General features: G+C 33.5%; 10 protein-coding genes. 3 read left to right on the forward strand and 7 right to left on the reverse strand.

Annotated elements, in window-relative coordinates; all coding sequences use genetic code 11:
- Positions 1-804 precede the first annotated feature (804 nt).
- The 7 genes from ACE4RR_RS17650 to pdxR all read right to left on the reverse strand — a co-directional run bounded on the left by ACE4RR_RS17650 (position 805) and on the right by pdxR (position 9236).
- Entirely contained in the window at positions 805-1488 is a 684-nt protein-coding gene (locus ACE4RR_RS17650) for a winged helix-turn-helix domain-containing protein (RefSeq protein ID WP_375536767.1), read from the reverse strand.
- A gap of 131 nt (positions 1489-1619) precedes the next feature.
- Positions 1620-2786, reverse strand: coding sequence for an NAD(P)/FAD-dependent oxidoreductase (locus ACE4RR_RS17655; RefSeq protein ID WP_375536768.1), 1167 nt, complete (start codon positions 2784-2786; stop codon positions 1620-1622).
- A 28-nt stretch (positions 2787-2814) separates the two neighbouring features.
- A complete protein-coding gene (locus ACE4RR_RS17660) occupies positions 2815-4137 on the reverse strand; it encodes a SidA/IucD/PvdA family monooxygenase (protein WP_375536769.1) in 1323 nt (440 codons plus the stop codon).
- Positions 4138-4158: 21 nt separating this feature from the next.
- A complete protein-coding gene (locus ACE4RR_RS17665; protein WP_375536770.1) occupies positions 4159-5199 on the reverse strand; it encodes a branched-chain amino acid ABC transporter substrate-binding protein in 1041 nt (346 codons plus the stop codon).
- Positions 5199-6881 carry a class I tRNA ligase family protein gene (locus ACE4RR_RS17670; RefSeq protein WP_375536771.1) on the reverse strand — a complete coding sequence of 561 codons (1683 nt, stop codon included), beginning with the start codon at positions 6879-6881 and terminating at the stop codon, positions 5199-5201. The genes ACE4RR_RS17665 and ACE4RR_RS17670 overlap by 1 nt, the downstream gene beginning before the upstream one ends.
- A 21-nt stretch (positions 6882-6902) precedes the next feature.
- Positions 6903-7265: a cupin domain-containing protein gene (locus tag ACE4RR_RS17675; RefSeq protein WP_375536772.1), complete on the reverse strand. Its 363-nt coding sequence runs from the start codon at positions 7263-7265 to the stop codon at positions 6903-6905.
- Positions 7266-7814: 549 nt separating this feature from the next.
- Positions 7815-9236 (reverse strand): MocR-like pyridoxine biosynthesis transcription factor PdxR, encoded by a 1422-nt coding sequence (pdxR, locus tag ACE4RR_RS17680; protein ID WP_375536773.1) that lies wholly within the window; start codon positions 9234-9236, stop codon positions 7815-7817.
- A 135-nt stretch (positions 9237-9371) separates the two neighbouring features.
- On the opposite strand from pdxR, the gene ACE4RR_RS17685 reads away from it, so the two are divergent.
- The 3 genes from ACE4RR_RS17685 (at position 9372) to ACE4RR_RS17695 (ending at position 12486) form a co-directional block, all read left to right on the forward strand.
- On the forward strand, positions 9372-9818 hold the full coding sequence (locus ACE4RR_RS17685; RefSeq protein WP_375536774.1) for a GNAT family N-acetyltransferase: 447 nt from the start codon (positions 9372-9374) through the stop codon (positions 9816-9818).
- 31 nt (positions 9819-9849) lie between these two features.
- On the forward strand, positions 9850-11139 hold the full coding sequence (locus ACE4RR_RS17690; protein WP_375536775.1) for an MFS transporter: 1290 nt from the start codon (positions 9850-9852) through the stop codon (positions 11137-11139).
- A gap of 78 nt (positions 11140-11217) precedes the next feature.
- Positions 11218-12486: an APC family permease gene (locus ACE4RR_RS17695; RefSeq protein ID WP_375536800.1), complete on the forward strand. Its 1269-nt coding sequence runs from the start codon at positions 11218-11220 to the stop codon at positions 12484-12486.
- Positions 12487-12530 lie beyond the last annotated feature (44 nt).

Below are 12530 nucleotides of genomic sequence, written 5' to 3' on the forward strand. Positions count from 1 at the left end.
AACCTACAAAGAATAAATGCCATATGCACCCTGGTAAATGACAGGTCATTTTGCGGTAAATTCCCTCTCATTCACTGGTACAAATTATGGCATAAGTGGTACATTTGGGTGGCTGTAATCAATCTAGGTCCCAACCAGCCTCAAACATGTTTCTACAAGTAGGGGGTGGACAGTATAGCGGACGGGATCAGAGTCCCACGGGGGCGAACGCCCTACCCGGCTACTTTAAGAATAACCTATAAAAAAAATAGGTCAACCAGATAAACTGGTTAACCTTATAATACGATTGGGGGTAGCTTTTGAAAGTATGGAAGTAGGTTAATGGGCGAAAGTTTTTAATGGAAGAGTACAACCTATAGGATGATAAAGTCTTAGATAATAATAATACCATTATCCATACAATGGTATTATTATTTAATTTGAGTATATCAAATTAAATTATGGAGGGGAAAAAACGTTCGGAAAAGAAAGTAGTACATTAAAAAACCTTAAAGGGAAGCCAATTACACACAGAGATCGTGATCCAGGGGTAAAAGAACCTTTCATTGAAGTTCAAAAGGAATATGACAATCCTTACAACAATTCAGGAAGTTAACCACAATGGTGTCTCCAGGTTACACTTAGCTGGACAGATTCGCTTAGTGAGTTTTCACTGAGCAAACAATTAAAAAGAAAACAAAGACCAGTTAATTTTGATTGATGTTTTTCTTTTTAAGCTATTGAGAGATAATGAGATTGGAAGGGAAATTATTATTTAACATTTTATACTTATAAAGGAAAAAATGAAAAACCAAAATGCTTTTTTCACATTTTTTTTAGATAATAACCAGCTCCAGGAGAATTAATAATAGTTGTTGGATTTGTTCCATTATCTCCTATTTTTCGTCTGAGTTTTTTGATGTAGTGCCGAACACGCTCTTTATCGGTAATTTCATCCCATATAGATTTTAATATTTCATCTGTTGTAATAATTTTTCCTTTATTTGAAGCAAGTAAATATAAGAGTTCATACTCTTTTTTAGGTAAAGGATAATATTTACCATTTCTAATAATATTCCACCCTTTTACATCAAAGATACTTTCAGCGTTTATCAAAATGTGATCTTTATTTTTTTTATAAAGCATACCTAATGTTTCACTAAAGTTGACAAGAATTCTTAAATATTCAGATGCTGGATTTGTAATACAGACTTCGCAACCATAGCTCATAAGTTTTAACCTGTTATTTGTAGAAACTTCTTGAGTTAAAACTATAGTTTTTGTCTGGTGTGATCTATGTATGAATTCTTTTAAAAAAATATCCAAATCCATATCTATATCTTTACATTTTGGTAAATCAAGGATAATCCCCTTTACGTACTTACTTTTTTTATCCCTTTTTGCTTTTCGTATATCTCTTTCATAAATAACTTCCTCTTTCTTTAGATTAAAAATTCTGTGTACATACCTAAAGTTTTCTAGGTTTTTACTAACTATTAATATCTTCACAACTCTTCCCTTCCATCTATGAATGAGTATTTTTTTATATAAAAAAATACTCATAGTTAGTATTATAATCAAACGTCAGTTTAGTCTATTAAATTAGTAAGATATTTAAAACGTGGGGATATAAATAAATTTTACATATATAAATACGGGGTTTTAGGTTTAATTAAGTTTTTTTTCTCAAATCTATCTAATCTAAGTTGGGTTAACAAATCACTTCTTTTTTCTTCTAATAATTCATTAGCAATTTCTTGTCCTACAGCAGGAGATATCTTAAAACCGCCTCCGCTAAAACCAGTAGCTAGGTATACACCATCTACTTCATTAAGATTTCCTATAATTGGATGTTTATCAGGAGTATACGCATCAAAACCACATCTGCCACCCATAGGTTTAAAAGATTTTGGAGATATTCGTTGAGTTATAGATTTATAGGCTTTATTAATATCTTCAGTGCTTAACACGTCTCTTAGTTCATCGCTTCTACTTTCTTGGTTATTAGCAGACACGCCTACTAAAATCTGATCTTTTGAAAGAGACCGAAAATAACACCCTTTAGTATCATCAATATAAGTTAACAAAGGATTGCTCTGATTATCTTTTCTCCATTTAAAAAAACTAATTCCTATTTGTTTCCTTTGTAAAGGAATAGCAACATTCAAAGGTTGTAGTAATTGAGCAGTCCAAGCTCCTCCACAAAGAATCACTTTTTCAGAATATATGTCACCAATATTTGTTTTTACCCCTTTAACTTTTTCTCCTTCTACTAAAAGTTCGATTACTTTAGTTCCTTCCAATAGTTCAAGGCCATTTTGCTTGGCCCTGTTAATAAAAGACGCTGCAGCTAAAGCAGGGTCTCCATATCCACTCATGGGTTCATAGGCTATAGAAGAGACTCCTTTCATAGATACATAAGGCTGCATCTTTTTAAAGTCATCAGGGGTTATAAGAGTGGTAGGAATTCCTATTTTTTGCATTTCACAAACATTTTTAAATAAATTTTTTTTTGAATTATCTCCTGCAAGTAAAGCAAAACCAGATTGATTAAAATCACAGCTCCCACCAATAATCTCTGACCAATTAGAAAAAACAGAATAGCTTTTCCACGCTAATTTTGTTTGAATGTCATTCGTATGATTCATTCTAATCAACCCACCGGACATTTTAGTTGCGCCAATTCCCGGTGGGCGATCTTGCTCACATAAAACAACATTTTTTTGACCAGCATTAGTGAGATAATGAGCTGTACTTGCACCGATTATTCCACCGCCTATAATAACGATATCAGTGTTAATACTCATTAAAGCACCTCTATTAAAAATATAATATTTATACTGTTTCTAGTTCTAAAGTTTTCTTTTTATTTAAGTCATCGAACATTTTTTTTGCTTTTAAAGCCATCATACTAAATGAAGTTGCATCACTTATACCATGAGTACGTTCTGTAATTCCGTTTGCATATAAACCCACATTGAAGTTACTTGCTGTTCTAATGTTATAATCTCTAGAAATGCTTATATCTCCGTCTTCTTCTAATTCTAAATAGCTTAGAATATTATTAAGAGAGGGTGGGATTTTTTCCTCTGTAAATCCTGTACATACGATAACTCCATCAACATTAATCATTTTTTCTTTATCATGGTATATATCTTTTAATTCTATTTGATATTTTTCATTATTCTTTTTCATATCTTGGATTTTCTGGCACCTCAATAAGTGAATTTTTTCCTCTCCTAATATGTTTTGTTCATATACTTTCCAATAAAGATCTGTACTAGTATGAGGGCCAATAGCTGAATAATTTGTTGCCTTCATTTGGTCGTCAAATAATTTTTGTCTTTCTTCTTTTGATAAATTATAAAAATAATCTACAAACTCCGGGTGGTAAACTTCATTACTAAATTGACCTAAATCATATGTTTTAAAGCCTAAATTTCTGTGTACTGAGTAAATATGAGAATTTGGAAATCTATTCGATAATTCAAGAATTATTTCAGCGGCATTTTGACCTGAACCAATAACAGCGAAAGTTGGAGTATCTTCTTTTTTAAAATGCTGAAGTTTTGTCTTGAAACATGAAGAATGAAAAACTTTTTTTCCCATGAAAGGTCTAAACATATCAGGTACAAAAGGCATTCGGCCAGAGTTAATAGCCAAATTTTTAGCTGTTAATTTATTCTTTTCTTTTGAAATTTTATCTTCTGTTATAACTTCTACATAATCAACTGTCCCATCTGTATTCTTTAATGGCTCTACGCGGAGAACATTCTGATTATATCTAACTGATCCCTCTAACTGTTCTGCTACCCATGAAATATAATCGTTCCATTCGATACGACCGGGAGTTAAATCAAGTAATCCAAATTCAAAAAGCCGTCCTTTATTTTGCAAATAATTTGCAAAAGTGAATTTACTTCGAGGATTATATGGAGTAGCAAAATCCCGAAAAAAATGATGTTGAATATGAGCTTTTTCTAAAAGCATATCTGATTGCCAAGTTGAATCTTTAGATCTCTCTATAAAAAGTTTTCTTAATGGACGCTCATCTTCGAGCTTTTCTTCATAATCTTCAATCGCTACTCCAAGTGCTATTCCTGCCGGTCCAAAACCTATTCCTATTAAATCGTATATTTCCTCTGTGTTTTCATTCATTTGTAGCCTCCTGATAATACATTATTGAGTTATGGTAAATTTTTGTCCTTCTAATTTCCACAAAGATAAAGGAGCATTTAACATTTCACCATTCTTAGTAAATTTTATTTTTCCTAGTATAGTTGAAAAGGAATTTTCATTTATAACTGTTAATAAATCTTGATCTAAATTATCTGCGTTGTTTATAGATTGTAGCAACACTTCAACTGCTGCGTATGTTGAAGCTGCATAAAATCCGGGTTTTAAACCTACTATTTCTTCATACTCATTAATAAATTGCTTAGCATTCGAATTTTCAGGTATTGACGGAGGACCAACAGCCCAAATATTATCTGGTGTACAATTTAAACTATCTGCATAATCCTTAACTATTACATCATCCCCAAATATAATAGGTATATTTGGTAGAATGTTACGGATGGTGTTTGTAAATTCTACAGCTATATGAAAACGCCCGGAAAAAATAATTAATTCAGGAGAAAAGCTAAGTAATTTTTGAATTAGTCCTTGATCTTTACTATTTGCTTCCCATGTTAATTTTATAGTTTTTATATTTCTGTTATTTAAATTTACAATATCGTTTTCGATATACCCAATATGGTTTAAACCGTAATAACTTTTATCATCTATCAAGGCTATTCGATTTGCTTGTAAATAGTTTATAGATTGATCAAGAATTAATGGACTTGTTTGATCGTCTCTTGAGCATAGTCTAAATACATTTTTAAATTCAGTTAAAGATGGATTAGTAGCAGCTGGGAGTAATAATGGAATACCTTTATCCATGTAAATTGGTGCTGCGTTCAAGGCACATTCACTACTGAAGTGACCAACTACTCCTTTTACTTCTTGATTTGCTAAATGTTCTGCGGCTCTGAGAGCTTTTTCTTTTGAGGCTTCATCATCAGACCAAACTATTTTTGCTTTTAAGGCATGATATTTATTCCAATTATCTACTGCAAGTTTTGCTCCATAGTAAAATTGTGGGGTCAGAGGAGTTAAAGGACCATTAATTTTTTTAAGTGCTGCAGATGCCCCTATTTTAATCTGATTCTTTGACATTACATTGTAACCTTTTCATAAGGTAATAATTTATCAAAAACAGATGTAGGAACTTTTGTAAAAAAGGGGCTTGCAGGTTTTTTAGGTGAAATCAGAACCTCATTTTCTAAATCACTCCAAAGGTATTCCTTTTCTTTATTAATGGTGTCATTTCCCAAAAGAGCTTTAATTTTTTTAGAGAATTCTGGCATTATCGGTGTAGTAACTATTGCGAGAATTCTAAGAGTTTTAAGGTTCTCTTTTAATTCTGCTATATAGCACTCTTTATTATTTGAATCTAAATTTTCTAAATGAAGGATAGCCTCATAGTGAAGAATGGATTCATTTGCTATACCTAAAATTGCCTTAGCAGTTCTTTGTAGTGAAAAAGTTTCTGCTTTATGACAATTAACGATGATTTCCAAATATTCATCCACTTTCTTTTGTAAGCATGTAGAGGAATGAGTTCTATTTTCTTTGTTTAGAAGAAAAGCGTCATATTTAGAAGCTCGATCCAATAGGCTTGTTAACCAAGTGTTCCACTTGTTTGCTAAATCGTTATTAACAAGCGATTTAAAATTATCGATTTGAAAGTCAGTTTCCTCATTTTCTGGAGCTGTTAAGCAAAGATAGAAGCGAACTACATCTGGATCTATAAGGCGAAAAATATCAGAGCCCCATATTGCATGGTTTCTGCTTGTAGAGATTTTTTGTTGATCAATTCCGTAAAATTTATTAGTTATAACAGTATCGGGATAAGTATATTTATCCTGTGCCATTAACATCCCAGGATAAAACACTCCATGGGAGAAAGTGCAATCAAAACCTACGAAAGCTACCCAGCTTGTATCTTCAGATTTCCAGTAATCTTCCCATTTATTCTTATTCGATAAATTTGAAGCCCAATCAATACAAGCACTAATGTATCCGGCAGGTCCTCCATACCATGTATCTAGTATATGGTCTGTCATATTATCTAAAGGTACTTCAACACCAAGTTCTGCTTTTCTAGTTATCGGTGCATCTACTTCATTATTAAGAATTTCTTTGCATAACTTTTCTGCATCAACTCTCCAATTCCGTTTTTCAAAGTATTTTTGCAGACTTTCTCTATATTTAACTAAAGAAAAATAGATTCTCTTCTCTGTACGTGTTTCTAGGCTCTTTTGACAAGTTGTACATTTGGCATTAACCAATTTCCCTGCTTCTTGTGGGTGACCACAATTTTCACAATAATTTGCATCAGATTTGCTGCCACAATAATGACATTCACCACGAGCATAAGCTTCATAGCAATGATTTTCACACTCGGAACAATAGAAAGTAGGTACCTCTTTTATTTCTAAACTGCCATAATTATATAGGTCTGTGAAAATTTCTTGCATAATTTGCTTGTGCTGAGGAAGAGATTTTGTTCCAGGAAAATGATCTGGTAACATTTTTGCCAATTTTAATGTCTTACCCATTGCATTTGTATAATAACCTGAAACTTCCTTTGGTGATTGATTTGTTTCCCTAGCTTTCCTATCTACGTAATCTTGATAGTCATCTCCATAGGAAATGTATAGTACATCGTTCTCTAACATACGTTGAAATCTCGAAAATACATCTGCACCTAGGAAAGGGCCTGCTAGATGGCCGATATGTAAGTTACCGTTAGATGTTGGAGGAGCAGCTGTAATTAAAAACTTTTTTTTACTCATTGTTACCTCCCGGGGATAATTTTAAATATGAAACTCACTCGAATTTTCTTCTTGTGCTGACCCGTCCCACCAAATACTTACAAATTCTAAGTCTTGTTCACCTATGTTTGTAATACTATGTTCTGTAAAAGGAGTAAAATATACAGTATCTCCTTCTTTAACTTCTTTATATTCATCTCCACTTTGAGCTTTTCCTACCCCTTTTACAATAATAAACACTTCTTTCTCATCGTGGTTATGAGGGGATGATTGTTGATTAGGAGGTAAAACGCACCAAGCCCCGCCGAATGGCGGATTAACTACTCCTTTCCATGGAAAATTTCTCTGGGCATATAAATCATATTCGTATTTCAAATTATCGCGCTCTAAATTTTTAATATGCATAGTTACCCTCCTTTGATAGAATTTGATTCTTTTTTACAACTCATAATTTACCGTATGAATTTTTTATATACTATGTATTTAACGTGTGTTTTTTGTGTAAAAATGTAATAATTTGGAATGAAGGTAAAGGAAAAGGGCCACTCTATTAGACAGAAGGTGACTCTAAAACGAGATTTCACCCTTATGGTGGAGGACTGTTTCTTTATTTGGCGAGATATGAATATCAAAAGGATTTTCTCGTTGGAATGTGTGTTTAAAAATAATGGATTTTTTTTCGGTATTTGAGGTTCTTTTTTTACGTGTGTCTGTACCGAACTATGCCGAGCAAAAAGAAAGGTTAAAAGTGTTATTGGTCCATATCAAGAGTAATAGCTCGTTCTGCCGAGTCGACCTTCGTTGATTCGATAAGGCTCGTACTGAATTTGGACTGGTCGATATCTCGCCTTAATTGCTGAAACAGGTGCAATGGAGAGCTGCCTGTTCAAAAATAAGAGAACAAACATAAAAACTGGTCGTAAAATTGTTATTTCACGACCAGTTTTTATGTTGTTATTTATTGTCATCCTCTTCAAACCAAGCACGTTGAAGGGATTTGATCCCTTCAGTGATTTGATCATTTGTTAATCCTCCGAATCCTAATTGAACCATAGCAGTTTTCATTTGATTTGGGTTCTCCCAATGTTTTGATACTGGGTAGACTTTAACTCCGAATTTTTTCGCTCTTTTTATCAGATGCCCTTCACTCTTACCTTGATATACTTCTAATAAAATGTGTAATCCTGCACCTTTTCCGATGATACGTACTTTCCCTTTCATAAAGTTTTGTATAGTAGAGATCAAGGTGTGTTGTTTTTTTTGATACACTATTCTCATTTTCCGTAAGTGTTTTTCCCAATGCCCATTTTCCATAAACCATTGTAATGTTGTTTGATGAATTCTTGAGACTGTTTGGTCGTAAAGTTGAAAATTATTTTCGTACCGTTTTAACAAAATAGATGGCAGCACCATGTATCCTATACGAAGGGATGGAAGAAGAGATTTTGAAAAGGTTCCTAGGTAAATAACTCTGTCATTTGTATCTATACCTTGTAAAGAAGGGATTGGTTTTCCAATATATCTAAACTCACTGTCGTAATCATCCTCAATAATAAAACTATCCTCTTCCTTAGCCCACTGTAATAGTTGCATTCTTTTTAAAAAAGGCATAACCATTCCACAAGGAAACTGATGGGAAGGGGTGATATAGACTAGCTTTGCATTATTCTTATATAGATCTTGAACATCAAGTCCATCTTTTTCCAAAGGAATAGAATTAATTATAAATCCATGATTCCGAAAAACCATTCTAACTCCATCGTATCCGGGGTTTTCCATTGCGAATGAGTTGTCAGTTACTTTAATGAGTTGAGCTAGTAAACTAAGTAGTTGCTGAATCCCAGCTCCAACAATAATTTGCTCTGGTGAACAATTGACACCACGAGAATAATGAAGATATTTGGCTATCTCCACACGAAGTCCAGGTTCTCCTTTAGGATCTCCATAAGAAAAAAGTTCCTGCTGGTCAGGGCTCAAACATTTATTAGTAAATTTTTTCCATACACTGAATGGAAAATGCTCTAAATCAACATTGCCGTAACGAAAGTCATAATCGATAAATTGCTGATTTGTTTGCTTGATATCAAAAGTTAGTTGCTGGTTCGAATAAAATGAGGGTAGTTCTTTATCAAACGCAATTACATAAAGGCCACTCCGAGGTCTACTTTGAACATATCCTTCTGATACTAACTGTTGATAAGCTAATTCAACGGTGTTTCTACTTATATTCAAATGTAATGATAAACCACGAATTGGCGGTAATCGAGTTTCAGGCAGAATCGTTCCACTTATAATTTTTCTTTTTATGTATTCATAAAGTTGAATATATAAAGGTTTTTTTGATTTGACATCGAGTTGAGGAGTTATTTCGACCATAATAGTTCACCTCTCTATAAGTCAATATTTTTTGTCCCCATATTTTAATTTAAAACTGTCACTATGAAAAGGGTCAACCAGCAATTACAATTAAATTTATTAAAATGAATTTCTTAATAAAAGGAGAATGTTCTCATGGTAAAACCAGAAGTGAGGAAAGCTGAACTGAAAGATTTAACCCCTTTAACTAAACTTATGAATGAGTATATTGTGGACTTTTACCTATGCACCAAACCGGAAGATGAAAAGTTACACAATTTAATTCGCACTCTATTGAATGAAAAAGAAGGTATTCAGTTTATAGCATTAAAAGAGGAAAAAATGGTGGGATTTGCAACATTATATTTTAGTTATGCCACAACTAGTGCAGATAAAATTACAATTATGAACGATTTATATACTGTTAAGGAAGTAAGAGGAGAAGGGATAGCTGCTGAATTATTCAACGCTTGTCATACATATACACAGGAAAATAATTACTACTGCATGAAATGGGAAACAGCAAGAAGCAATAAAAGAGCCCAGCAATTTTATAAAAAAATGGGTGCAGTCCCAGGTGATTGGATTACATACAATTTATAAAATATTGCCTACATAATAAGGACGTGTTTTGATGTTTAAATTTCATTATGGGTGGATTGCTTTATTGTTATCGTTTTTAGCCTTGCTTGCTGTTCAAGGTATACGCTCTTCTTTTGGAGCCTTTGTTGAACCATGGGAAACTGAGTTTAGAGCAAATAGAGGAACAGTCTCACTTATTGCTTTACTCAGCTTTTTTATTTATGGAATTTCGCAACCAATTATTGGTTACTTCATAGATCGTGTAGGTGCTCGAAAAGTACTTTCTTACAGTACTTTACTCGTTGGGGTAAGTACGTGTCTTACTTTTTTTGTTACATCATTCTGGCAGTTAATATTACTATATGGCATTGTATCATCGGTTGGTTTTGGTGGAGCATCTGGTGTAGCTGGATCAGTGATTGCAACAAACTGGTTTCACCGTAGAAAAGGAGTTGCTTTGGGAATCATTACATCTGGAATGAGCGCTGGACAGCTAGTCATTGTTCCTTTTTGCCTAATCTTAATCAATTGGATAGGTTGGCAACTTACCGTTCTTATTTTAGGAGTAACTCTCATGTTTGTTGTTTTTCCTATTTTGATCATTTTTTTAAGGTCGCATCCTGCAGAAAAAGGGTTATCACCCTATGGTGAAAACAATGATAACTATCAGGAAAACATAGATACTTCTTCATCGGAGAATCAAAATTCACTATCTAGGAAGAGTTTTTTTAATATTATTAGCAACCGGGGTTTCTGGTTCCTAGCGATCCCTTATATGATCTGTGGTTTTACAGCTGTAGGATTAATGGAGACACACTTGATCCCATTTGCTCACGATCACGGTCATTCTTCTAATATTGCTGGAACTACTGTAACCGTGCTCGCAACCTTCAATATCATAGGGACCTTACTTTCCGGTCAAATTGCTGATCATGTGAACAACAAAAAATTTCTTTTTTTATTATACTTTTCTCGTGGACTAACGATCATCCTTCTTCTTTTAAGTGAGCAAGTTTTCTTGTTGTTTGTTTTTGCCTTTCTATTTGGATTAGTTGATTTTGCTACGGTTGCACCAACTATGATGTTAGCAAATAAGTATTTTAGTAAACAGTCAATTGGATTTGTTTTCGGTTTATTATCTTTCAGTCATCAAATAGGCTCAGCTCTAGGTGCATACATCCCTGGTCTACTGTATGACTTATCAGGTAATTATATTTCCTCCTTTGTTTCTGCTATTTTTCTATTGATAGGAGCAGCTTTTATGTGTATTTTTCTTCCTGCAATCGACAAATATGAATCCGTTGAATTAGATAAAGACAATAATAAAGATATAGGTGTATAACAATGTATAGTTTTAGTTATATACTTGTCTTTCTAATAGTTTGAAATATTAAAAGTTATATGAAAAGGAGGTGTTCTTATTAAACCATCGATCAATTTACCTCAAGGCATTGCTTTATATATTGCTGCTATATTAGGTTCAGGAGTCCTTTTCATTTCCGGAACAGCCGCTTCTATAGCTGGGCCTGCTTCCTTAATTTCATGGGGTATTGTTATTTTCATTACTTTTCCTTTAGCATACTCTTTTGCATGTTTATCACAAAAATATCCGGACGCAGGAGGTGCAGCTACTTTTGTAAGGCATTCATTTGGGTATCATATGGGAAACCTGGTTGGATGGTTTTACTTTATTTGTGCTGCCGTTGGACAAACCATTGTCTCCTTAACAGGAGCTTTTTATGTTGAAAATGCTTTTCCGTTTCCCATTCCAACCATGTGGACCGCCATTCTTATTCTCTTTATCGGAGTCCTAATGAATTTTTTTGGTATCCAAATTAGTGGGAGGGTAGCTATATATATAAGCTCTTGTTTAGTTTTTCTTTTATTATCTGTTGTTTTTTTATCCTTACCATTTATTGAATTCGGTCACTTTTTTCCCTTCCGTCCATTTGGGTGGGAATCCATTGGAACTGCTGCAGCTATCATTTTTTGGTCTTACTTTGGATGGGAAGCTATATGTAATCTTGCTCCCCAATTTAAAAACCCACAAAAAGATATCATTGCTAGCACCTGGGTTAGTGCTATATTGATTGGTATTATTTTTTTACTTTTAAGTGTAATAACGATTGGAACTGGAACATATGGGAGTGTGGAAAACGATCTTTCCCCTATCGGCGTTATGATGGAACAATCACTGGGAGTAGGGGCAAAAGTAATAACAGCTATTTTAGCTTTTATTGTTTGTGTGGGAACCGTTAATGCCTTTGTGGCTAGTTTAGGACAACTTGGTTATTCTTTAAGTCGAGACGGTGCTTTTCCAAAATGGATGATCACAGGTAACACCCAAGTTCATTCTCCTAAACGTGTTGTTTTGTTTGTGTTTTTTTTCTCTGGTTTTGGAATAGTAGCAACGGAAATTATAAGAGTAGGTTTTTATGATATCTTGTTTATTCCTACTTCTTTAGGGGTTTGCGTTTATATACTTTCAATGGCAGCCGCAGTTAAATTATTTGATAAAGGGACACTACCTTGGAATGCCTCGCTTTTTTCCTTATCAGCATGTTTGCTCATTCTTCCGTTTTTTCAGCTATATATTGTTGTTCCTATCGTTATATTACTCCTTTATATTTTGTATATAAAATTCAAGAATACCAGTAGCCAGGCAGAGCAAAAAGTAAACCCATTTTAATGGCAGTCTATTCAACGGGATGTTATTACATTATTTTTTGGATT

Source organism: Alteribacillus sp. HJP-4, from assembly GCF_042139015.1.
GTDB lineage: Bacteria > Bacillota > Bacilli > Bacillales > Marinococcaceae > JBHIKY01.

What these genes read in the sequence shown, in the direction of transcription:
- ACE4RR_RS17655 (WP_375536768.1), bottom strand. Translation starts at nt 2,786, where the DNA reads ATGAGTATTAACACTGATATCGTTATTATAGGCGGTGGAATAATCGGT.
- ACE4RR_RS17660 (WP_375536769.1), bottom strand. Translation starts at nt 4,137, where the DNA reads ATGAATGAAAACACAGAGGAAATATACGATTTAATAGGAATAGGTTTT.
- ACE4RR_RS17665 (WP_375536770.1), bottom strand. Translation starts at nt 5,199, where the DNA reads ATGTCAAAGAATCAGATTAAAATAGGGGCATCTGCAGCACTTAAAAAA.
- ACE4RR_RS17670 (WP_375536771.1), bottom strand. Translation starts at nt 6,881, where the DNA reads ATGAGTAAAAAAAAGTTTTTAATTACAGCTGCTCCTCCAACATCTAAC.
- ACE4RR_RS17675 (WP_375536772.1), bottom strand. Translation starts at nt 7,265, where the DNA reads ATGCATATTAAAAATTTAGAGCGCGATAATTTGAAATACGAATATGAT.
- pdxR (WP_375536773.1), bottom strand. Translation starts at nt 9,236, where the DNA reads ATGGTCGAAATAACTCCTCAACTCGATGTCAAATCAAAAAAACCTTTA.
- ACE4RR_RS17685 (WP_375536774.1), top strand. Translation starts at nt 9,372, where the DNA reads ATGGTAAAACCAGAAGTGAGGAAAGCTGAACTGAAAGATTTAACCCCT.
- ACE4RR_RS17690 (WP_375536775.1), top strand. Translation starts at nt 9,850, where the DNA reads ATGTTTAAATTTCATTATGGGTGGATTGCTTTATTGTTATCGTTTTTA.